The organism is Burkholderia territorii, assembly GCF_902833055.1.
In the GTDB taxonomy this organism is placed as follows: domain Bacteria; phylum Pseudomonadota; class Gammaproteobacteria; order Burkholderiales; family Burkholderiaceae; genus Burkholderia; species Burkholderia territorii.
This window is the reverse complement of the sequence record NZ_CADFEJ010000006.1, coordinates 243,954-266,355: the sequence shown is the minus strand read 5'-3', so window position 1 is coordinate 266,355 and position 22,402 is coordinate 243,954. Positions and strand designations below refer to the sequence as shown.

At 66.4% G+C, this 22,402-nt stretch carries 21 protein-coding genes and 1 other RNA gene; 9 read left to right on the top strand and 13 right to left on the bottom strand.

All coding sequences use genetic code 11. The features are described from left to right. Positions 1-36: 36 nt before the first annotated feature. Both rlmN and ndk read right to left on the bottom strand, forming a co-directional pair. A complete protein-coding gene (gene rlmN / locus HW466_RS14935) occupies positions 37-1,176 on the bottom strand; it encodes a dual-specificity RNA methyltransferase RlmN (RefSeq protein ID WP_151005549.1) in 1,140 nt (379 codons plus the stop codon). Between the two features lie 55 nt (positions 1,177-1,231). Continuing rightward, complete coding sequence (gene ndk / locus HW466_RS14930; RefSeq protein WP_006478674.1) at positions 1,232-1,657, bottom strand: nucleoside-diphosphate kinase; 426 nt, start codon at positions 1,655-1,657, stop codon at positions 1,232-1,234. A gap of 250 nt (positions 1,658-1,907) precedes the next feature. Between ndk and HW466_RS14925 the strand changes: the two genes are divergently transcribed. Further along, positions 1,908-2,606 carry a Bax inhibitor-1/YccA family protein gene (locus HW466_RS14925; RefSeq protein ID WP_151005547.1) on the top strand — a complete coding sequence of 233 codons (699 nt, stop codon included), beginning with the start codon at positions 1,908-1,910 and terminating at the stop codon, positions 2,604-2,606. 67 nt (positions 2,607-2,673) lie between these two features. Here the strand turns inward: HW466_RS14925 and rlmD are convergent, their stop codons facing one another. Continuing rightward, a complete protein-coding gene (gene rlmD / locus HW466_RS14920) occupies positions 2,674-4,071 on the bottom strand; it encodes a 23S rRNA (uracil(1939)-C(5))-methyltransferase RlmD (protein WP_081084495.1) in 1,398 nt (465 codons plus the stop codon). Positions 4,072-4,281: 210 nt separating this feature from the next. Here rlmD and HW466_RS14915 point away from each other — a divergent pair, with 210 nt between their 5' ends. After that, positions 4,282-5,136, top strand: coding sequence for an endonuclease/exonuclease/phosphatase family protein (locus HW466_RS14915; protein ID WP_151005545.1), 855 nt, complete (start codon positions 4,282-4,284; stop codon positions 5,134-5,136). Between the two features lie 27 nt (positions 5,137-5,163). Here the strand turns inward: HW466_RS14915 and HW466_RS14910 are convergent, their stop codons facing one another. The 10 genes from HW466_RS14910 to ffs form a co-directional block, all read right to left on the bottom strand. Next, complete coding sequence (locus HW466_RS14910; protein ID WP_059449876.1) at positions 5,164-5,940, bottom strand: 3'-5' exonuclease; 777 nt, start codon at positions 5,938-5,940, stop codon at positions 5,164-5,166. A gap of 3 nt (positions 5,941-5,943) precedes the next feature. Then, positions 5,944-7,029 (bottom strand): RNA polymerase sigma factor RpoS, encoded by a 1,086-nt coding sequence (rpoS, locus tag HW466_RS14905; RefSeq protein WP_040144287.1) that lies wholly within the window; start codon positions 7,027-7,029, stop codon positions 5,944-5,946. Between the two features lie 11 nt (positions 7,030-7,040). After that, a complete protein-coding gene (locus tag HW466_RS14900; protein ID WP_059449877.1) occupies positions 7,041-7,922 on the bottom strand; it encodes a peptidoglycan DD-metalloendopeptidase family protein in 882 nt (293 codons plus the stop codon). Positions 7,923-7,927: 5 nt separating this feature from the next. Further along, positions 7,928-8,857 carry a protein-L-isoaspartate(D-aspartate) O-methyltransferase gene (locus HW466_RS14895; RefSeq protein WP_174906019.1) on the bottom strand — a complete coding sequence of 310 codons (930 nt, stop codon included), beginning with the start codon at positions 8,855-8,857 and terminating at the stop codon, positions 7,928-7,930. Further along, positions 8,854-9,615 carry a 5'/3'-nucleotidase SurE gene (gene surE / locus HW466_RS14890; RefSeq protein WP_060127618.1) on the bottom strand — a complete coding sequence of 254 codons (762 nt, stop codon included), beginning with the start codon at positions 9,613-9,615 and terminating at the stop codon, positions 8,854-8,856. The genes HW466_RS14895 and surE overlap by 4 nt, the downstream gene beginning before the upstream one ends. A 223-nt stretch (positions 9,616-9,838) precedes the next feature. Then, the gene (locus HW466_RS14885) at positions 9,839-11,044 is read right to left on the bottom strand and encodes a CaiB/BaiF CoA transferase family protein (protein ID WP_151006440.1); all 1,206 of its coding nucleotides are present in this window, start codon (positions 11,042-11,044) and stop codon (positions 9,839-9,841) included. A 48-nt stretch (positions 11,045-11,092) separates the two neighbouring features. After that, on the bottom strand, positions 11,093-11,689 hold the full coding sequence (gene recR, locus HW466_RS14880; protein WP_059449881.1) for a recombination mediator RecR: 597 nt from the start codon (positions 11,687-11,689) through the stop codon (positions 11,093-11,095). 49 nt (positions 11,690-11,738) lie between these two features. Then, the gene (locus HW466_RS14875; protein WP_006755698.1) at positions 11,739-12,065 is read right to left on the bottom strand and encodes a YbaB/EbfC family nucleoid-associated protein; all 327 of its coding nucleotides are present in this window, start codon (positions 12,063-12,065) and stop codon (positions 11,739-11,741) included. A gap of 94 nt (positions 12,066-12,159) precedes the next feature. Continuing rightward, positions 12,160-14,517: a DNA polymerase III subunit gamma/tau gene (dnaX, locus tag HW466_RS14870; RefSeq protein ID WP_176316087.1), complete on the bottom strand. Its 2,358-nt coding sequence runs from the start codon at positions 14,515-14,517 to the stop codon at positions 12,160-12,162. Positions 14,518-14,644: 127 nt separating this feature from the next. After that, positions 14,645-14,743: signal recognition particle sRNA small type (gene ffs, locus HW466_RS14865), an RNA gene on the bottom strand. A 411-nt stretch (positions 14,744-15,154) separates the two neighbouring features. Here ffs and trxA point away from each other — a divergent pair. The 7 genes from trxA (at position 15,155) to HW466_RS14830 (ending at position 22,400) form a co-directional block, all read left to right on the top strand. Beyond that, complete coding sequence (trxA, locus tag HW466_RS14860; RefSeq protein ID WP_006402348.1) at positions 15,155-15,481, top strand: thioredoxin TrxA; 327 nt, start codon at positions 15,155-15,157, stop codon at positions 15,479-15,481. 194 nt (positions 15,482-15,675) lie between these two features. Beyond that, positions 15,676-16,938 (top strand): transcription termination factor Rho, encoded by a 1,263-nt coding sequence (gene rho / locus HW466_RS14855; protein ID WP_006478662.1) that lies wholly within the window; start codon positions 15,676-15,678, stop codon positions 16,936-16,938. A gap of 132 nt (positions 16,939-17,070) precedes the next feature. Continuing rightward, positions 17,071-17,571, top strand: a complete 501-nt coding sequence (locus tag HW466_RS14850) for a MerR family transcriptional regulator (RefSeq protein WP_059449883.1) — start codon at positions 17,071-17,073, stop codon at positions 17,569-17,571. Continuing rightward, positions 17,568-19,124 carry an MFS transporter gene (locus tag HW466_RS14845; protein ID WP_060348410.1) on the top strand — a complete coding sequence of 519 codons (1,557 nt, stop codon included), beginning with the start codon at positions 17,568-17,570 and terminating at the stop codon, positions 19,122-19,124. Before HW466_RS14850 ends, HW466_RS14845 begins: the two co-directional genes overlap by 4 nt. Positions 19,125-19,162: 38 nt before the next feature. After that, positions 19,163-19,996 carry a M90 family metallopeptidase gene (locus HW466_RS14840; RefSeq protein WP_151005109.1) on the top strand — a complete coding sequence of 278 codons (834 nt, stop codon included), beginning with the start codon at positions 19,163-19,165 and terminating at the stop codon, positions 19,994-19,996. A gap of 157 nt (positions 19,997-20,153) precedes the next feature. Next, positions 20,154-20,417 (top strand): type B 50S ribosomal protein L31, encoded by a 264-nt coding sequence (locus HW466_RS14835; protein ID WP_040144297.1) that lies wholly within the window; start codon positions 20,154-20,156, stop codon positions 20,415-20,417. A 225-nt stretch (positions 20,418-20,642) separates the two neighbouring features. Continuing rightward, positions 20,643-22,400, top strand: coding sequence for an ArnT family glycosyltransferase (locus tag HW466_RS14830; protein ID WP_059450028.1), 1,758 nt, complete (start codon positions 20,643-20,645; stop codon positions 22,398-22,400). Positions 22,401-22,402: the final 2 nt, after the last annotated feature.

The window sequence follows — 22,402 nt, the reverse complement described above, 5'->3', positions numbered from 1 at the left end:
CGCGTGTTGTACCGCCAAAAAGTCCGGGCATCCCCGTCAAACCGCCCGAATCTCGATGATTTTTGCTGCTGCGCCCGTTCGCTCCGCCAGGCGCGTGCGGTCCTTCACGGCGCCGGCCAGCTGGCCGCACGCGGCGTCGATGTCGTCGCCGCGCGTCTTGCGCACGGTCGTGACGACACCCGCGTCGATGAGGACCTGTGCGAAGCGCTTGATCTGCTCCGGTTTCGAGCGGATGAGGCCCGACTCCGGAAACGGATTGAACGGGATCAGGTTGAACTTGCAGGGCACGTCGCGCGTGACGGCCAGCAGTTCGCGCGCATGCGCTTCGGTGTCGTTGACGCCGTCGAGCATGCAGTATTCGAAAGTAATGAAGTCGCGCGGCGCAACTTTCAGATAACGCTGGCACGCAGCCATCAGCTCGCGAAGCGGATGCTTCTTGTTGAGCGGCACCAGCTCGTCGCGCAACGCGTCGTTTGGCGCGTGCAGCGAAACGGCGAGTGCAACCGGCAGTTCGGCGCCGAGGCGGTCCATCATCGGCACCACGCCGGACGTCGACAAGGTGACGCGGCGGCGCGACAGCCCGTAGGCGTTGTCGTCGAGCATCAGCCGCATCGCGGGCACGACCGCGCTGTAATTCAGCAGCGGCTCGCCCATGCCCATCATCACCACGTTGGTGACGACCCGCTCGGCCTTGCCGTTCGGACCGGGTGCGCGACCGAGCGACGCACGCAGCGCAAATTCGGCCATCCGGAGCTGGCCGATGATTTCGGCTGTCGACAGGTTGCGGGAGAAACCCTGCTTGCCCGTCGAGCAGAAGCGGCAGTTGACCGCACACCCGGCCTGCGACGACACGCACAGCGTGCCGCGCGTCTCTTCCGGGATGAAAACGGTTTCGACCGCATTGCCGTTTCCGACGTCGATCAGCCACTTGCGCGTGCCGTCGGTGGAAACGTGATCGCTGACGATATCGGGCATCACGATCGACGCACGGCCCTTGAGCTTTTCTCTCAGGGACTTCGCGAGATCGGTCATGCCGTCGAAATCGGCAGCGTTGTACTGATGGATCCAGCGCTGCAACTGCTTGGCGCGGAACGGCTTCTCGCCGAGGCTGCCGCAGTACGCGACAAGGCCCTCGGCATCGAAGTCGAGAAGATTGACGGAAGTTTCGCTCGTCATGATGTGCTGCCTTGCCGCGTGCGCTGAATCCTGCCTACGTATTGCCAGCCAGGGCTTAGCGCGAGTAGACGTTCATTTCCGGGAAGAAGAACGCGATTTCGACCGCGGCCGTTTCGGCAGCGTCCGAGCCGTGCACGGCGTTCGCGTCGATGCTGTCGGCGAAGTCGGCGCGGATCGTGCCCTTTTCCGCCTTCTTCGGATCCGTCGCGCCCATCAGGTCGCGGTTCTTCAGGATCGCGCCTTCACCTTCCAGAACCTGGATCATCACCGGGCCCGAGATCATGAAATCGACGAGATCCTTGAAGAACGGACGTGCCGCGTGAACTGCGTAGAACTTCTCTGCGTCCGCACGCGACAGGTGTGCCATGCGCGATGCGACGATCTTCAGGCCGGCGCCTTCGAAACGGCTGTAGATCTGGCCGATCACGTTCTTTGCCACCGCATCCGGCTTGATGATCGACAGGGTGCGCTCGATTGCCATAAAAACTCCAAGAAATTAAGAAGTTACAGGTTCAAATGAATCCGCTATTGTAGCACGATCCCGTGTATCATTGCGATTGAACCCTTACACGAATGAAAGGTTCAGAATCCATATGTTTTTGCGCCGCGCGGCCATTGAAACCTCGAGGCACGGAACGTATCTTAGCCATAGCTGCTCCGGTTTGCTGCGCCGCACACCGCGTGCGCCGAACCGGCCCCGGACGCCCACGCGTTCAATGTTAGGAGAAACCATGAACGACTATCCGTACAATTTCGGCCGCGGCGGCTCCGTCAGCACCGCGGAGCTTCGCAATCGCGTGCTGCGGAACACGTACTGGCTGCTCGCGCTGTCGATGGTGCCGACGGTGCTGGGGGCATGGGTCGGCGTCGCGACGGGCTTCTCGCTGTTCGCGGCCACGAGCCCGATGATGAGCCTGCTCGCGTTCTTCGCGATAGCGTTCGGCTTCATGTTCGCGATCGAGCGAACGAAAAACAGCGCGGCCGGCGTATTCGTGCTGCTCGGCTTCACGTTCTTCATGGGCCTGATGCTGTCGCGCCTGTTGAGCTTCATCCTCGGCTTCTCGAACGGCCCGTCGCTGATCATGCTCGCGTTCGGCGGCACCGGCATCATCTTCGCCGCGATGGCGACGATCGCCACGGTCAGCAAGCGCGACTTCTCGGGGCTAGGCAAGTGGCTGTTCATGGGCGTGATCGTGATCCTGCTTGCGTCGGTCGCGAACATCTTCCTGCAACTGCCGGCGCTGATGCTCACCGTGTCGGTGCTTGCGATCGCGATCTTCTCGGCCTACATGCTGTTCGACGTCCAGCGCGTCGTGAACGGCGGCGAGACGAACTACATCTCGGCCACGCTTGCGATCTACCTCGATCTGTACAACGTGTTCACGAACCTGCTCGCGTTGCTCGGCATCTTCGGCGGCAACCGCAACTGACGGTCGCTGCCTCCCATGAAAAAACCGGCCTCGAAGGCCGGTTTTTTTACGTCCACCGCCCGTCCGCTCAGTCCCGCTCGAACAGCGCGATCGACTCGACGTGCGACGTATTCGGGAACATGTTCACGACCCCGGCGCCCTTCAGCCGATAGCCGGCCTCGTGCACGAGCAGCCCTGCATCGCGCGCGAGCGTCGACGGATTGCACGACACGTAGACGATACGCTTCGGCAGCGGGCCTTCGCCGCTCTGCGCGATTTCGGCCAGCGCCTTCGACACCGCGAGCGCGCCTTCGCGCGGCGGGTCGATCAGGAACTTGTCGAACGCGCCGAGCGCACGAAGGTCGTCACCCGTAACCTCGAACAGGTTCCGGCACGCGAACGTCGTGTGGCCGTCGACGCCGTTCTCGCGCGCATTCGCCAGCGCGCGCGTGGTCAGCGTCTCGCTGCCTTCGATGCCCATCACCTCGCGCGACAGCCGCGCGAGCGGCAGCGTGAAGTTGCCGATCCCGCAGAACAGGTCGAGCACGCGATCGTCGCGCGACGGCGCGAGCAGGCGCAGCGCGCGGCCCACCAGCACACGGTTGATCTGATGGTTGACCTGCGTGAAGTCGGTCGGCTTGAACGGCATGCGGATACCGAACTCCGGCAGCGTGTAGTCGAGCGGCACGTCGAGCGGATAGAACGGCGTGACCGTGTCCGGGCCCTTCGGCTGAAGCCAGAACTGCACCTTGTGCTCGTCGGCGAACGCGCGCAGCAGCGCTTCGTCGTCCGCGTTGATCGGCTCCAGCACGCGCAGCACCAGCGCCGTGACTTGCGAGCCGACCGCGAGCTCGATCTGCGGCATCCGGTCACGGATCGACAGCCCTTCCACCAGCCGACGCAGCGGCACGAGCATCGCCGACACGTGCGGCGGCAGCACTTCGCAGCTCGTCATGTCGGCGACATAGCTGCTCTTCCTTTCATGAAACCCGACCAGCACGCCGCCCTTCTTCGCGACGTTGCGCACGGTCAGGCGCGCACGATAGCGGTAGCCCCACGACGGGCCGTGGATCGGCGCGAACACCGTTTCGGCGCGCAGCTTCGACAGGTGCCACAGGTTGTCCTCGAGCACGCGCTGCTTGATCGCCACCTGCGCGCGCATGTCGAGATGCTGCATCGAGCAGCCGCCGCAGGTGCCGAAGAATTCGCACTTCGGCTGCGTGCGCAGCACGCTCGGGCGCAGAATATCGACAACGGTCGCCTGCTCGTAGCTCGGCTTGCGCCGATAGCTCGAATAGGTCACGCGCTCGCCGGGCAGCGCGCCTTCGACGAAGATCACCTTGCCGGGCGAGCCGTCCTCGGTCGCCGTGCGGCCGACACCGCGCGCTTCCATGTCGAGCGATTCGATCTCGAGAACCGGGGCAGGCCCGGGCGCGACGGGCGCATTTTTCGATTTGCGCGCAGAAGTGGGGACGGCTTCGGACACCAGCTTTTCCTGACAAAACGTTGAAGAAGGCGAGATTGTAGACGACGAAAGCCCGCACCGCCCGCTTTCGTCGCGCAAGCATCGATACGGATACGTCTGCCGCATCGCGTGATGCACGAAGGCGCTGTCGGCACCTGCATGCGCGGCGTCTCGCAGGCCACCGGGCGGCACAAGCCCTGCTCACTCGCACGAGACTCAGGAGACTCGACCATGAGACTGATCGACTGGAATGTTCAATGGGGTCGGGACGCCGATGGCGTCGTCGATCTCCCGCGCACCATCGCCGCCGCCCGCCAGCTCGGCGACTTCGACGTGTTGTGTGTGCAGGAAGTCACGCGCGGCTTCGGCGCACTGCCCGGCCGGCCGGGCCCCGACCAGTTCGCCGAACTGGCGGCGTTGCTCCCGGGCTATACGGTCGTCGACGCGATCGGCGCCGACCTGCCGGCGCTCGAACCCGGCGCGCCGCGCCGCCAGTTCGGCAATGCGATCGCCACCCGGCTGCCCGTTCGGCGCGTACTGCGCCAACTGCTGCCATGGCCGGCCGACGCAGGCGCGCCGTCGATGCCGCGTGTCGCGCTCGACGTCGAGGTGGTGACGCCGTCGGGCTCGCTGCGGGTCGTCACGACGCACCTCGAATTCTATTCGGCGCGCCAGCGACTCGCGCAGGTCGATGCGTTGCGCGACCGGCACCGCGAAGCCTGCGCCCACGCGGATCGGCCCGCGCCGGCGGAAAATGCGACGGGCCCGTTCAGTGCGACCAACCAGCCGCGCGATGCGATCGTCTGCGGCGATTTCAACAGCGCGTTCGGCAGCGACGCGTACCAGCGCATGCTGGCGCCGCTCGCGGACGCGCCGTCGTTCGTCGATGCGTGGGTTGCCCGCCACCCGGGCTGCACGCCGCCGCCGACTGCCGGCGTCTACGACACGGCGCAATGGTCGGAAGGACCGCTCACGTGCGATTTCGTGTTCGTGACCGATACGCTGCTGCCACGGGTCACGCGCTGCGAGATCGACGCAGGCCTGCGCGCGTCGGATCACCAGCCCGTCGTGCTCGAACTCAACTGATCGCTGCCGCAGCGCGGGCCGCCCGCGTCACACGTCGAAACCGGCCAGATATTCGGCCCAATGCGACGCGGGCTCCTGTGCCAGCGCGTTCTTCACGAGCAGGATCTCGTCGGCATACTCGCTCGGCGTCAGGCCGCCGCGCATCAGCTGGAATCGGCAATACAGCAGGTAAGTATTGACGACGTCCGTTTCGCAATAGTTGCGGATTTCCTCGATCCGGCCGTCCTGGAACGCGGGCCACACCTGGCTGCCGTCCATCCCGAGCTTGCCCGGAAAGCCGCACAGCTTCGCGAGCGCGTCGAGCGGCGCATTCGCGCGCGCCTGATACATCGCGAGCACGTCCATCAGATCGGTGTGCCGCGAGTGATAGCGCGAGATGTAGTTGTTCCATTTGAAGTCGCGGTCGTCCTCGCCCAGATCCCAGTAACGCGTCGCGGGGATGCCGTGCACGAGCGCACGATAATGGAGCACCGGCAGGTCGAAGCCGCCGCCGTTCCACGACACGAGCTGCGGCGTGTATTTCTCGATCACGCGATAGAACGACTGGACCAGCGTCGCCTCGTTGTCCTGCGGCGTGCCGAGCGAGCGCACGCGAAAACCGTTGTTGTCGCGGAACACGCAGGAAATCGCCGCGATCCGCTGCAGGTGATGCGGCAGAAAATCGCTGCCCGTCTTCTCGCGACGTGCGGCGAACGCATGTTCGGCCACCGCGGCATCGTCGAGCGTCGCGGGCAGATCTTCCAGACGGCGAATGCCGTCGACATCGGGAATGGTCTCGATGTCAAAAACGAGAATCGGAGTCATCAGTTACAGAACGGCGTCCTTGCGCACGCCGTTGGAGGCAAAGAACCGCTTGAGGCGCACCAGCGCTTCCTGCTGGATCTGTCGCACGCGTTCGCGCGTGAGGCCCATCTCGTCGGCCAGCTCCTCGAGCGTGGCGGGTTCGATGTGGTTCAAGCCGAAGCGGCGCTCGATCACGTGCCGATGCTTGTCGGACAGACGCGACAGCCACGCGCGCGTGAGCGTCTCGAGTTCGCGGTGCTGCACCTCGGCATCGGGCGACTGGCTCTGGTCGTCGGGCAGCAGGTCGAGCAGGCTGCTCGCGGGATCGAGATCGAGCGGTGCGTCGAGTGACGCCGTGTGCTCGTTGAGCGCGAGGATGTCGGTGACTTCCTCGGCGGTCTTGCCGGTGAGATAGGCGATGTCGTCGATACTGGCTTCGCGGCGCTCTGCCGCCTCGCCCGTCGACATCGAATTCTTTTCGAGGTGGCGCTTCGCGCGCAGCACCTGGTTCAGTTCGCGGATGACGTGCACGGGCAGGCGCACGGTGCGAGCCTGGTTCATGATCGCCCGCTCGATGCTCTGCCGGATCCACCACGTCGCATAGGTCGAGAAACGAAAGCCGCGCGTCGGATCGAATTTCTCGATCGCATGCATCAAGCCGAGGTTGCCTTCCTCGATCAGGTCGAGCAACGGCACGCCGCGGTTCAGGTAGCCCTTCGCGATGCTGACGACGAGACGCAGGTTGCGCTCGATCATCACCTGCCGTGCCTCGAATTCGCCGGCCTTCGCGAGACGCGAATAGCGCTGCTCCTCCTCGACGGTCAGGAGCGGCTTCACGCTGATGCGATTCAGGTAATGCTGGATCGTGTCGGCCGTGAGTTCGGCCTGCAGCAATGCGCGAAAATCGTCGACGTCGGGCGCGGCTTCCGCGCGGCCTTCGTGCTCGTCGTCGCCGTCCGCTTCGGCGTCGCGTGCCTCGAGATCACGTTCGTTTTCCGCGACGTCGTCTTCGTCGTCCGTCGAAGCGCCAGCTCGCTCCACCGATGCTTGCGTGGCACGACTGATCTTCTCAGACTCGGCTTGCGGCTCGTGGCGCTTCGATTTCGGCATGGTCGTCTCGGTTATTGAGGCGGCAAATACTTCAGCGGATCGACAGGTTTACCCTGACGGCGAACCTCGAAATGCAGCATCACGCGGTCGGCATCGCTGTTACCCATCTCGGCGATCTTTTGCCCTTTCGTTACCGCGTCCCCCTCTTTTACCATCAAAGCGCGATTGTGTGCATACGCCGTGAGGTAAGTTGCATCGTGTTTGATGATAATGAGATTGCCGTAGCCACGCAGGCCATTGCCCGAGTAGACGACGCGGCCGTCGGCCGCCGCCTTCACGGCCTCGCCCGACGTGCCGCCAATATTGACGCCCTTGTTCTTCGCGTCGTCGAAACCGTTCAGCACCGGTCCGCGCACGGGCCATGCAAACGTCACGGGGCCGCTCGGCGCGGCAGCCGTGTCGCTCGATGCGGCGGCAGCCGGCGGCGTGACCGCGGACGACGAGCCAGCGGCCGGCGTGGCGGGACCGCTGCTGAGCGGTGCGGTCGCGACGGCGGCGCCGGCGATCGGCGCGGCGACCGGCGAGCCGGCCACTGCGGCACCGCCCGGCGGCGCGACGCGCAGCAACTGGTCGACTTCGATCTGGTTCGGGTTCGCCAGATTGTTCCACGCGGCGATGTCGCGATAGTTCTGCCCGTTTTCGAGTGCGATCCGGTACAGCGTGTCGCCCGGTTTCACGCGGTAGAAGCCGGGCGGTGGCGGGCCGAGCGGCACCGCCGGCTGCGCGGCGGCGGTCGTGCCCAGTGCGCCGGAGCGATCGACGACGGGCGCGTTGTCGAGCCGCGTCGCACAGGCGGCCAGTAGCGTGGAGAACGCAGCCACACAGATCGCGCGCTGGGCGAACGTGAGCGGTTCCCTGGTTCGGTTGTTTTGCATCGCGCGCAACATACTCATCGGTTTCAAATCACTCCGGATTTTAAAGGGACAAAGAAAACGCGATCAAGCCGCGACTCCCGCCATTGCGCGTGCGCGACGCGCTCGACGAGCGTCAGCACCTGGGGCTGCCCGCTCTGCGCGCCGACCGGCGCGACGAGCCGCCCGCCGATCGCGAGCTGCTCGAGCAACGCCTGCGGCACGTCGAGCCCCGCCGCCGCGATCACGATCGCGTCGAACGGGCCCGCTGCCGGCAGGCCGACACGCCCGTCGCCGTAATGCAGACGGATGTTCGGCACGCGCAGCGGCCGCAGGTTCAGCTTCGCGCGCTCGTAGAGCGGCTTGATGCGTTCAATCGAATACACGTCGCGCGCCACGTGACTGAGCACCGCGGCCTGGTAGCCGCAACCGGTGCCGATCTCGAGCACGCGCTCAAGCGTGCGGCCGGCCATCGCGAGCTCGATCATGCGCGCGACGACCGACGGCTTTGAAATCGTTTGCTGGTGGCCGATCGGCAGCGCGGCATCCTCGTACGCCTGCGTCGCGAGCCCGGGATCCACGAACATGTGGCGCGGCACCGCGGCCATCGCATCCAGCACGCGCGCGTCGGTGACGCCGTTCGCGCGCAGGCGTTCGACCATGCGCTCGCGCACACGTTCCGACGTCAGCGCGAACGTACCGGCCGGCGCGACGCTCGGCGCGGCCGGCTTGGGCATCGCGGGCTTCGGCGCGGTCGGTTTCGGCGCGCTCGCAGGCTTCGCGGTGGTCGTGCCGGACACCGTGCGGGCCATGCCGGCCTTCACCGCCACGGGTTTCGGCACGGCGGCGGACTTGTCGACGGCCTTCGCCACCACGCCCGCCGCATGGCGATCGCCGGCCCGACCTTCCGATTTGCGTGGCGCTCGCTTGAGATCTTCGAGCGCGAGCGGAAACCGCTTCGCGCGCTCGCCGCTCATGAAGCCCGCCCTCCTGCACGCGCCCATTCGCGCGTTGCAGGCAGCATTTGCGTATGCGTGAGATCGAGTTGCAGTGGCGTGATCGATACGAAACCGTTTGCGACGGCGTGAAAATCAGTGCCCTCGCTCGCGTCCAGCGCCGCACCCGCGGCACCGATCCAGTAGATTGGCTCGCCGCGCGGGTCGGTCTGGCGAATCACCGGCTGGGACGGGTGACGCTTGCCGAGACGCGTGACCTGCCAGCCTTTCAGTTCGTCGTACGGCAGATTCGGAATATTGACGTTCAGCAACGGATGACCGGGCAGCGGATGCGCAAGATAGTGTTCGACGATTTCCGCGGCGACGCGCGCCGCATCCGCCAGATGCGCCCAGCCCTTGTCGGCCAGCGAAAACGCGATGGCCGGCACGCCGAACATGATGCCTTCGGTGGCGGCTGCAACTGTCCCTGAATAGAGCGTGTCTTCGCCCATGTTCTGGCCGTTGTTGATCCCGGACACGACGAGGTCCGGCCTCGCGTCGGCCATCCCCGTCAACGCGACGTGCACCGAATCGGTGGGCGTGCCGTTCACGTAGAAGAAACCCGTATTCGCCGCGCGCTGCACCGACAGCGGCCGCGACAGCGTGAGGGAATTCGATGCGCCGCTGCAGTTCTGCTCGGGCGCGATCACCGTGAGGTCGGCCAGCGGCTGCAGCGCGTCGCTGAGCGCGGCGAGACCGGGGGCGAGATAGCCGTCGTCGTTGCTGAGTAGGATTCGCATCCGGCGATTGTAACCGAGGAAAGATGGCGCGAGAGCGACAGTCCGGCGGCTGCGCGCAGGCCGAAACGCACGACGTGCGCGCGGTGCGCCGCCGCATTGCGGGCCGGCGTTGCGCGCGTGCGAGACGACGTTGCGCCGGCCTGCGTTTTCCGGCCCGAAGGGTTGCCTCTCCGGAGACGCCGTCTCGCGAAAGCCCGGCGCGACGCGCCCGGCCTCGTCACACTCAGATCGCGCCAGCCTCACGCAGCGCGGCAATCTGCTGCGCGTCGTAGCCGAGGCCACGCAGCACCTCGTCCGTATGCGCGCCGAGCTCGGGCCCGAGCCAGCGCGTTTCGCCCGGCGTGTCGGAGAGCTTCGGCGTGATGTTCGGCAGCGGAATGTCGGTGCCGTCGGCCAGCTTGAAACGCTGGATCATCTGCCTCGCGACGAACTGCGGATCGGTGAACATGTCAGCAGCGCTGTAGATGCGCCCGGCCGGCACGTCCGCCGCGTTGAGCACGACGAGCGCCTCGTCGATCGTGCGCGGTGCGAGCCACGCGGCGATCGCATCGTCGATTTCCCGGGTGCGCGGCACGCGTCCGTCGTTGCTTGCAAGCGCCGGATCGCCGGCGAGGTCGTCGCGCTCGATCGCCTTCATCAGCCGCTTGAAGATCGGGTCGCTGTTGCCGCCGATCACGATGCTGCCGTCGCGGCACGCGTAAGTGTTCGACGGCACGATGCCCGGCAGCGACGCGCCGGTGCGCTCGCGCACCATCCCGTACACGCCGTACTCGGGCACCACGCTTTCCATCATGTTGAACACCGCTTCATACAGCGCAACGTCGACCACCTGCCCCGCGCCGCCATTCACCTTGCGGTGGTGAAGTGCCATCAGCCCGCCGATCACGCCGTGCAGCGCGGCGATCGAGTCGCCGATCGAGATGCCGATGCGCGGCGGCGGCAGGTCGGGATAACCGGTGATGTGACGCAACCCGCCCATCGATTCGGCAATCGCGCCGAACCCCGGGCGGTCGCGGTAGGGGCCCGTCTGCCCGTAGCCGGACAGGCGCACCATCACGAGACCGGAGTTGTCGGCCGACAGCACGTCGTAGCCGAGGCCGAGCTTCTCGAGCAGCCCCGGGCGGAAGTTTTCGATCACGATATCGGCCTCGCGCGCGAGTTGCCGCGCGATCGTCTTGCCTGCATCGGATTTCAGGTTGAGCGTGACCGATTTCTTGTTGCGCGCCTGGACCGACCACCACAGCGACGTGCCGCCCTGCTCCGGATACAGCTTGCGCCACTTGCGCAGCGGGTCGCCGCCATTCGGATCCTCGATCTTGATGACTTCCGCGCCGAATTCGGCAAAGAGGCGCGACGCGAACGGCCCCGCGATCAGCGTCCCGAATTCGAGCACTTTGACGCCCGCGAGGGGGCCCTGGCTGGTGCTCATGTGTCTCCCTGACATGAGGAACGGCGCCGCCGGCCGGCGGCGCCCGGCTTAGATCGTCCGGCGGTCGAGCATCGCGCGGGCGATCGTGCCCGCGTCGACGTATTCGAGCTCGCCGCCCACCGGCACGCCGCGCGCGAGGCGCGTGACCGCCAGCCCGCGTGCCTTCAGCGTCTGGCCGAGGTAGTGCGCGGTGGCCTCGCCCTCGTTCGTGAAGTTGGTCGCGAGCACGACCTCCTTGACGATCCCGTCGGACGCGCGCCGCACGAGACGATCGAAATGGATTTCCTTCGGACCGATTCCGTCGAGCGGGCTGAGCCGCCCCATCAACACGAAGTACAGCCCGCGATACGTCATCGTCTGCTCGAGCATGATCTGGTCGGCCGGCGTTTCGACGACGCACAGCAGCGTCGGATCACGCTCCTCGTCGCTGCACACCTCGCAGATCTGCGCTTCCGTGAACGTGTTGCACTTCTCGCAGTGCTGCAGGTGCTCGGTCGCGAACAGCAGCGACCGGCCGAGCCGCTCCGCGCCCTCCCGATCGTGCTGCATCAGGTGGTACGCCATGCGCTGCGCGGACTTCGGCCCGACGCCGGGCAATACGCGCAGCGCTTCGACGAGCGCTGACAGGGCGGACGGCTGTTTCATACGGCGGCTGAAAGCTGAACGAACGGATCGGGCTGAACGGACGCTGCGCTCAGAACGGCAGCTTGAAGCCCGGGGGCAGCGGCAGGCCCGACGTCATGCCGCTCATCTTTTCCTGCGACGTCGCCTCGGCCTTGCGCACGGCATCGTTGAACGCGGCCGCGACCAGATCCTCGAGCATGTCCTTGTCGTCCGCGAGCAGGCTCGGGTCGATCGCCACGCGACGCACTTCGTTACGGCAGGTCATCGTCACCTTGACGAGGCCCGCACCCGACTGCCCTTCGACTTCGATCTGCGCAAGCTGCTCCTGCATCTTCTTCATGTTTTCCTGCATTTGCTGCGCTTGCTTCATCAGTCCGGCGAGGTTGCCTTTCAACATGGGAATACTCCTTCTTGATCGTGTGAAAACCGGCACGCGGCGCGTGCCGGTCAATGTGTGCGGGCGTGATTGTGCCTGTCGCGGTGCGATTCGTTCAATGCAGCGTCGGCGGCGTGCCGTCCGGCGCCGAATCGGCGAGCGGCCGCACCGAGCCTTCGACGATGCGCGCACCGAAGTCACGCACGAGTTGCTGGACGAACGGATCGCCATGGATGTCCTGCTCGGCCTCGCGCTGGCGTGCCGCCCGCGCGGCCGCGTCGAGCGCCGCCGCGGTGCGCCGCGCGGGCCCGACCTCGACCGCGACCTCGACGGGCTTGCCGAGCGCGTCGGCCAGGGCGGCCTTCAGCTTCGCGACCTGGGCGGCGTCCGCATACTGCGGCACCGGCACGGACAGTTTCAACGTCGTCGCGTCGACGGCCGTCAGTTCGCTGTTGAACGCGAGCTGATACGCGACGCCCTTCAGCGGCAACCGCGCGGCCAGCGCCGGCCATTCGCCGTCGAAGCCGACCGGATCGAGCGCGATCGCGGGCGGCAGCGGACGCGTGTCGACCGGCGCGGACGGGCGCGCCTCCGCCGGCTTCGGCGCAATGCGCACGTCGTCGGGGCCGCTGTCGAACACGGGCACGAAGCCGTCGTCCGCCGCGCCGCCGAACATCTCGTCCGCGCTGAGCGGCACGTATTCGTCCGGCGGGATGTCTTCCCACGGCGGCGGGGCCTGACGCGTGTCGGCCGGCTGCGGCGCGCGGGCCGCAGCGCGCGGCGTCGGCACCTGCACGGCGGGTCGCGATGCCGCCGGTTTCTCAGCGGCCGGCGGGGCCGCCGCCGGTTTCGGCGCGACGCCCGCCCGCGAGCGGTCGGACGACACGCGCATGCCGGCATTGCGCAGCACGTCGAGTGCGGCGGCCGCACCGCCACGGGCCGCCGGGCGCACGGCCGGCTCGGCCGGGCCAGCACGCGGCGCCGGTTCGGCAGCCGGGGCCGGTTCGTCGTTGCGCTTGGCGGCGGCAGGCGCTTCGGGTTCGTTGCGGACGGCGGGCAGCGCATCGCTTGCCGGCGCCGCCTGCGGCGCCGGGGCCGCTTCCGGCTGCGGCGCGACCGGCGCTGCGGCAGCAGGCGCAGCCTGCGTCGGGACAGGCTGCGCAGCAGGCGAAGCCGCTGCATCGCCGGACGCACGCGCAACCGCAGCGACCGGAACGGCCGGCGTAACCGGCGCGGCCGCTTGCGGGCGTGCTGCGGGCTCGGCGGCTGCCGGCACGGAAGACGGCTTGGGTGCCGCCGACGCGGCCGCAGCCACGCGCGGCGCAGGTGCAGTTGCGGCACGCGGCACGGCCGACTGACCGCCCGGCGCACTGCCGGTGCCGGTGCCGACGGTCGGCTCGAACGCGAGCATCCGCAGCAACGTCATCGTGAAGCCGGCGTATTCGTCCGGCGCGAGGCCGAGCTCCGCGCGTCCGACCGTCGCGATCTGATAGAACAGCTGCACCTGCTCGGGGCTCAGCGTCTCCGCGAAGCGGCGCAGGTCGGCCGCTTCCGGCCATTCGTCGAGGACCGAGCCCGGTGCGAACTGCGCCCACGCGATCCGGTGCAGCAGGCTCGCAAGATCCTGCAACGCGGTGGAAAAGGACAGGCTGCGCAGCGACATCTCGTCGGCGATCGCGAGAATCTCCGGGCCATTGGCGGCCGCGAGCGCATCGAGCAGGCGCACCATGTAGGTCTGGTCGAGCGCGCCGAGCATGCCCGACACGGCCGCTTCGGTCACTTCGTTGGCCGAATAGGCGATCGCCTGATCGGTCAGCGACAGCGCATCGCGCATGCTGCCCTGGGCGGCACGCGCGAGCAGGCGCAGCGCCTGCTGCTCGAACGAGATCCGCTCTTCGCCGAGGATGCGCTCGAGATGCGACACGATGTGCCCGGCCGGCATCTGCTTCAGGTTGAACTGCAGGCAGCGCGACAGCACGGTGACGGGAATCTTCTGCGGGTCGGTGGTCGCGAGGATGAACTTGACGTGCGGCGGCGGCTCCTCGAGCGTCTTCAGCATCGCGTTGAACGCGTGATTCGTCAGCATGTGCACTTCGTCGATCATGTAGACCTTGAAGCGCGCATCGACGGGCGCGTACACCGCGCGCTCGAGCAGCGCGGCCATTTCGTCGACGCCGCGGTTGCTCGCCGCATCCATTTCGACGTAATCGACGAAGCGGCCTTCGTCGATCTCGCGGCACGCACGGCACACGCCGCACGGCTGCGACGTGACGCCGGTTTCACAGTTGAGCGCCTTCGCGAAGATCCGCGACAGCGTCGTCTTGCCGACGCCGCGGGTTCCGGTAAACAGATAGGCGTGATGGAGACGCCCGCCGTCGAGCGCGTGCGTGAGCGCCCTGACGACGTGCTCCTGGCCGACGAGCGAAGCGAAATCCTTCGGACGCCACTTGCGTGCGAGAACTTGATAGGTCATCGGGAAATTGTATCAGTAACGCTGCGTCGCGCCGACACGCGAAACGGTGCCGAAAACGGGCAACGCGCACGAAACAACGGAGAATGATGCAGAAATAAAAAATGCCCGGCGAACGGGGCAAGAGGAAGGTGACGAGCCCGACCCTCGGCACTGGCGGAAAACGATTGTGGCTGCTTCGTTCCCGACCTGACCAGGTTCACCGCCCCACCATGCGAGGAGGCCCGTCACGGCATATTCTATCACCGCTTCTGCCCGAATGCGACCGTTTGTTCGCAACAACGCGAAAGATCGAACAAACCGACGCGCTGCGGGCAGGCCGATCCGGCGCGAACTTGCGGATGTATCGCAACCATCGGCGTCTCTTGTATTTCGTACGCCAGCCTCCACCTTCGGAGGGCAGTGGTCGAACGGCGCGTCGTACCCCTACTCGCGTAGCGGCTACTATCGCCGCCCGCAGCAGATAGCAATTTAGGCTAATATGACGCCCGAACGACCCGCGAGCCGCGCCATGCAGCGCTTACGCCCCTCCTTCCGGGGAGCGGAGTGACCTGCCGCAGCGGCCGGCAGCCGACGAGGCCGCCGGAGCGCCGCAACGCGCCGAGCAGGCAGTCCCCGAACCGTAAGAGGTATTGACCCAATGAGCGAACAGATCAAACACATCAGCGACGCATCGTTCGAACAGGACGTCGTCAAATCCGACAAGCCCGTGCTCGTCGACTTCTGGGCCGAATGGTGCGGCCCGTGCAAGATGATCGCCCCGATCCTCGACGAAGTCGCGAAGGACTACGGCGACAAGCTGCAGATCGCGAAGATCAACGTCGACGACAACCAGGCAACGCCCGCGAAATTCGGCGTGCGCGGCATCCCGACGCTGATCCTGTTCAAGAACGGCGCGGCCGCCGCGCAGAAGGTCGGCGCGCTGTCGAAGTCGCAACTCACCGCATTCCTGGACAGCCACCTGTAATACCGGCCGTCGCGCGGACGTGTTGTCAACCGACAACACGTCCGCCGTCAAGCCGCCGATCGGCCGCTCAGGCGCGAATCGGCGTATGCTAGAATCAAAAAACGTCTACAAGACGCATTAAGTCTCAGAGCGCTTCCGCTCGCCCTCCTCCCTTATTTCTTTTCGTCGCTTCTCCTCCCTGGCGGGTTCTCCGTATGCATTTATCCGAGCTCAAGTCTCTGCACGTGTCCGAACTGATCGAAATGGCCAATGGCCTGGAGATCGAAAACGCGAACCGCCTGCGCAAGCAGGAGCTGATGTTCGCCATTCTCAAAAAGCGCGCCAAGACGGGAGAGACGATCTTCGGCGACGGCACGCTCGAAGTGCTGCCGGACGGTTTCGGCTTCCTGCGCTCGCCGGAAATGTCGTACCTCGCGAGCACCGACGACATCTACATCAGCCCGTCGCAGATCCGCCGCTTCAACCTGCACACCGGCGACACCATCGAAGGTGAAGTCCGCACGCCGAAGGACGGCGAGCGCTACTTCGCGCTGGTGAAGGTCGACAAAGTCAACGGGCAGCCGCCCGAGGCCTCGAAACACAAGATCATGTTCGAGAACCTCACGCCGCTGCACCCGAACAAGCCGCTGTCGCTCGAACGCGAAATGCGCGGCGAGGAAAACGTCACGGGCCGCATCATCGACATGATCGCGCCGATCGGCAAGGGCCAGCGCGGCCTGCTCGTCGCGTCGCCGAAGTCGGGCAAGACCGTGATGCTCCAGCACATCGCGCATGCGATCAAGCAGAACCATCCGGACGTCATCCTGTTCGTGCTGCTGATCGACGAGCGCCCCGAGGAAGTGACCGAAATGCAGCGCTCGGTCGCCGGCGAAGTGATCGCGTCGACGTTCGACGAACCGGCCACGCGTCACGTGCAGGTCGCCGAAATGGTGATCGAGAAGGCCAAGCGCCTCGTCGAAATGAAGCACGACGTCGTGATCCTGCTCGACTCGATCACGCGTCTGGCACGCGCATACAACACCGTGATCCCGGCGTCGGGCAAGGTGCTGACCGGCGGTGTCGACGCGAACGCGCTGCAGCGCCCGAAGCGCTTCTTCGGCGCGGCGCGCAACATCGAGGAAGGCGGCTCGCTGACGATCATCGGCACCGCGCTGATCGAAACCGGCAGCCGCATGGACGACGTGATCTACGAAGAGTTCAAGGGCACCGGCAACATGGAAGTGCACCTCGAGCGCCGTCTCGCGGAAAAGCGCGTCTATCCGTCGATCAACCTGAACAAGTCGGGCACGCGCCGCGAAGAAATGCTGATCAAGCCCGAGATCCTTCAAAAGATCTGGGTGCTGCGCAAGTTCATCCACGACATGGACGAAGTCGAGGCGATGGAATTCCTGCTCGACAAGATCCGCCAGACGAAGAGCAACTCCGAGTTCTTCGACCTGATGCGCCGCGGCGGCTGATCGCCCCGCTCCGCAACGAATGGCCGCCCGCGCATGTCGCCCGGCGGCCGTTTTTTCATCTCAACCTGAACGTGAACGTACAGGTTGATCTATAATCGCGCCATTGCCACCTCCCGAAGCCCAGCGATTCCGATGCCGAACGATGCCTCCCCCTCGCTGCTGACCGTGAGCGACGCCGCGTCGCGGCTCGGCGTCACGCCTCGCACACTGAAGTATTACGAAGAGCGCGGGCTCGTCACGCCGTCACGCAGCGGCGGCCGCTATCGCCTTTACGACGAAGCCGATCTCGAGCGCTTCGCCCGCATCCTGCGGCTGCGCGCACTCGGCTTTTCGCTACACGGCATCACCGAGATGCTCAAGCGCCCGCTGGAAGAAACGGGCGACGGCCGGCGTCGGTATTCGGACGCGTCGTTGCGCGACATCCGTTCGGGCCTTGCCGGGCAAATCGACACGCTCGACAAGCGGATCGCGGCCGTGCAGCGTGAGCTGAAGGAGGCCGTCGCGCTGCGCAAGGAACTGCAGCACGACATCGACTACATCGAACGGCGGCTCGCCGGCGAAAACCCGGACAAGCTGATCGCGCAGCGGCAAGCGCAAGCCGGCACGCGGCGCGCGCGCAAGGACCGGGAATGAACGTCGCGCCCGGTCGCCCGCCGCTGTGGAGCCGCGCGAACCTGCGCGCGGACCTGTTCCCGTGGGCGCTCGCGCTCGTCACCGGCATCGACTACTTCGACAACGCGGCCTTCTCGTTCTTCGCGAGCTACATCGCGGGCGGCATCAATGCATCGCCCGACGAACTCGTGTGGTCGTCGAGCGCGTATGCAGTCACGGCCGTGCTCGGGATCCTGCAGCAGCAATGGTGGGTCGATCGCCTCGGGCATCGCCGCTACGTCGCCGGCTGCATGCTGATGTTCTCGTTCGGCGCGATCGCGGCCGCGCTCGCCGACACGTCGCTCGAGCTCGCGTTCGCGCGCGGCTTCCAGGGCTACTTCATCGGCCCGATGATGGGCGCATGCCGGATCCTGATCCAGATCAGCTTCAAGCCGCAGGAGCGGCCGCCCGCCACACGCGCATTCCTCATCATGATTCTGCTCGGCAGCGCGCTCGCACCGATCGTCGGCGGGTTGCTCGTCGCGCACTCGACGTGGCGCGCGCTGTTCGCGTGCACGGCACCCGCGGGCATCGCGTTCGCGATTCTCGCGCTCCTCACGCTGCCCGATTCCGGCAGGACGCCCGACGACGAACGCGGCTCCGGACACTTCTGGCCGTACGTCGTGTTCGCGCTCGCGCAGGGAGCGCTGCAGATCGTGCTGCAGCAGGTGCACTACCAGCTCTACAGCGGCTCGCCGATGCTGATCGCGCTGACCTTCGCGGGCCTCGGCGCGCTCGCATGGTTCGCCTACCACCAGTGGAACCATCCGACGCCGCTCGTGCGGCTGCACGCGTTTCGCGAGCGCACCTTCCAGGTCGGCCTGCTGCTCTACATGTTCTATTACTACGAGTCGACGGGCTTCAGCTATCTCACTTCCCGCCTGCTCGAAGGCGGCCTCGGCTATCCGGTCGAGAATGCCGGGCGACTGGTCGGCACGATGTCGCTGATCTCGGCGACCGCGCTGTTCGTCTACCTGCGCCATGCGAAGCGCGTCACGCACAAGAAATGGTTCGTCGTGCCCGGGTTCGCGATCGCGATCACGGCCGCCCTGTGGATGACGCGAATGACGCCGCAAGTCGGCGAAGCGGCGCTGATCGTGCCGCTGCTGCTGCGCGGGCTGTTGCTGCTGTTCATCGTGCTGCCGGTCGCCAACCTCACGTTCCGCATCTTCGCGATCGACGAATACACGCACGGCTACCGGCTCAAGAACATCGTGCGGCAACTGACGATCTCGTTCGCGACGTCGTCGGTAATCATCGTCGAGCAGCATCGGCTGGCCGTCCATCAGACGCGGCTCGTCGAGCGCGCGAACGTGTTCGATCCGCTGTTCCAGCAAACCGTCGACGCGCTCGCGCACGGCTACGCGGCTGCCGGCCATGCGCCGAACGAAGCGCACGCCCTCGCGATCGCGTCGATCGCGCGGATGGTCGCGCAACAGGCGTCGTTCCTCGCGTCGCTCGACGGTTTCTATTTCCTCGCGGGCGTCGCGCTCGTCGGCGGCCTCTTCGCGGCATGGCAAAAAGAGATCGATTGAGTTAAAAGACAGGCTTTGGATTATCCCGCGCCGCCTCCATGCTCTCGAAACTGACCCGCTGGTTCGACGACCGCCGCCGCGACCGCGCGCTGCGCAGCCACCCGATTCCGGATACGCTGTGGCAGGACACCGTCGCGCGCCTGCCGTTCCTCGACGCGCTGCCGCCTGCCGACCTCGCCCGGCTGCGCGAGCTGACGAGCCTGTTCATCGCGAAGAAATCGTTCTCGACCGCGCACGGCCTCGAGCTGACCGACGAGATGATCGTCGCGATCGCCGCGCAGGCTTGCCTGCCCGTGCTGAACCTCGATTTGTCGCTGTACGACGGCTGGGTCGGCGTGGTCGTGTATCCGGGCGAATTCGTCATCCGCAAGACGGTGCAGGACGAGGACGGCGTCGTTCACGAAGTCGAGCAGGATGCGAGCGGCGAAGCGTGGGAAGGCGGCCCGGTGATCCTGTCCTGGGAAGACGCGCAGATGACGGACGGCCGCGACGCGTACAACGTCGTGATCCACGAGTTCGCGCACAAGATCGACATGGTCAATGGCGCGGCCGACGGGTATCCGCCCCTTTTTCGCCGCTGGCATGCGCCGCACCTCGACGCGCAGGCGTGGGCCGACGTGTTCGAGCACGCGTACGACCAATTCTGCGCGCGCGTCGATGCGGTGCCGGAGCGCGCATGGGCGCGCTTCGAGCGCGACTCGCTGATCGATCCGTATGCGGCCGACCACCCGTCGGAGTTCTTCGCCGTGTGCAGCGAGGCGCTGTTCGTGCGGCCGCGCGCGTTCGAGTCCGAATTTCCGGAGCTCTACCGGCTGCTCGCCCGCTACTATCGGCAGGATCCGGCCCGGACTGGGGCCCTCGACGCGCGATGAAAATTATTCGTCAACCGTCTGATTTTCTGGCATAATCGCCGTTTTTCGACCTTAGGCAAGTGGCTCGCGCCGGGCTTGACGTCGGCTGAATCGTGCAAATGCGTGCGGTCCGGCACGGCAAGCGGCGGGTTGGCTACCGCTCTCACCAAGGAAAATCATGAAACCTGGCATTCACCCGGACTACCGCGAAGTCGTCTTCCAAGACATGTCGAACGGCTTCAAGTTCATCACGCGCTCGACGATCCAGACGCGTGAAACCATCGAACACGAAGGCAAGACCTACCCGCTCGCCAAGATCGAAGTGTCGTCGGAATCGCACTCGTTCTACACGGGTCAGCAAAAGATCATGGACACGGCAGGCCGCGTCGAGAAGTTCAAGAACAAGTTCGGCGCACGCGCCAGCGGCAAGGTCGCGAAGTAAGCTTCGCACCGCTCCGGTGGTTGCAACGCACCGGTACCGCACGAAAGGGCAGCCCAGGCTGCCCTTTTTTGTCTCCGCTCGCCGGAAAGCGCCGTGCGGTCGGCAGGCGGCCCGGCAATCATCTGACGCGCACCGGCCGGCGCGTCTACAATGCCGGATGCTCGAATCCCGCGCCGTCGGCGCATGACCGCGCCGGCCGCCGCCCATAACAAATCGCTCATCTGCATGAAGCCAGTCGTTCGTCTCACCGCCTCCGCCACGCGCGCGCTGCCGCGCTGGCTGCTGCTCACGCTCTGCCTCGTCTACGCGGCGTTCGGCCTGTTCGGCCGCGACCCGTGGAAGAACGAGGACGCAGCAGGTTTCGGCGTGATGTGGACGATGGCCACCGGCAGCTGGCACGACTGGCTGCTGCCGAATCTCGTCGGCAAGTTCATCACGACCGACGGGCCGCTCGGCTACTGGCTCGGCGCGCTGTCCATCCGCGCGCTGGCGCCGTGGGTCGACGCGAGCAACGCGTCGCGCATCGACACGGGCGTGCTGTTCTGCGTCGCGTGCGCGTTCGTCTGGTACGCGGCCTACCTGCTCGGCCGGCGCGCCGAAGTCCAGCCGTTCAAATACGCATTCGGCGGCGAGCCGGAGCCGCGCGATTACGGCCGCACGCTCGCCGACGGCGCGCTGCTGATCCTCGTCGCGTGCTTCGGGCTCGCGGAGCGCGGCCACGAAACGACGCCGCAGCTCGCGCAGTTCGCGTGGATCGCGATGTTCGTGTACGGCATCGTGCGCGGCATCGACAAGCCGATGCAGGGTGCGCTCTGGTGGGGTGTCGCGATCGGCCTCGTCGCGCTGTCCGGCAACCCGGTGCTCGTCGTCGCGCTGCTCGCCGGCACGGCCGCGCTGTGGCTCGTCACGCCGGAGATGCGGAACCTGCGGCTGCCGCTGATCGGCCTGCCGCTCGCTGCCGCGATCTTCGCGCTGTGGCCGCTCGCCGCGCTGCGCGCGGCACCCGACGACGCCGCGTGGTTCTTCAATCAGTGGATCCACGGCAGCCTGATGCGCTTCTCGGGCCCGCCGACCGCGGTGCTCGCCTACGCGGCGAAAAACCTGCCGCTGTTCACGTGGCCCGCGTGGCCGCTCGCGATCTGGGCCTGGTGGAGCTGGGCCGGCATGCGCCGCCGCGCGCATATCGCGATTCCGCTGTCGGTCGTGGTGCCGCTCGTCGCGCTCGTGATCCTGCAGAGCCAGCAGTCGAACCGCATGTACATGCTGCTGTTGCCGCCGCTCGCGGTGCTCGCCACCTTCGCGCTGCCGACGCTCAAACGCGGCGCGATCAATGCGTTCGACTGGTTCGCGGTGCTGAGTTTTACGATCCTCGGCACGTTCGTGTGGCTCGTCTGGCTCGCGTCGCTCACCGGCTTCCCGCACCCGCTCGCACGCAACCTCGCGCGCCTCGTGCCGGGCTACGAACCGCATTTCAAGATCCTGTCGTTCATCTGCGCGGTGATCGTCACCGGATGCTGGTGCCTGCTCGCGCGCTGGCGCATCTCGCGCCAGCCGAAGGTGCTGTGGCGCAGTGTCGTGCTGTCGGGCGCCGGCACCACGCTGATGTGGGTGCTGCTGATGACGCTGTGGCTGCCGATCGTCAACTATGGCCGGACCTACAGCGACGTCGCGCAACAGATCGCGTCGCATCTGCCGAAGGACTACGAGTGCATCTCGCCGGTGCGGCTCGGCGACGCGCAGATCGCGACCTTCGCGTACTTCGGCGACATGCACTTCGAATTCTCGGGCGACTGCGACGTGATCCTGCGCCAGGACCGCGCCGACTTCGGCGAGCCCAGCGCGATGTCGCAATACGTGTGGCGCCTCGTGTGGGAAGGCCGCCGCGTCGCCGACCGCGACGAACGCTTCCGCCTGTACGAGCGCATCGAGCGGCCGACGACGCCCGCCAAGCGCCGCGGCCCGCGCCACCGGACGGTCGATTGACG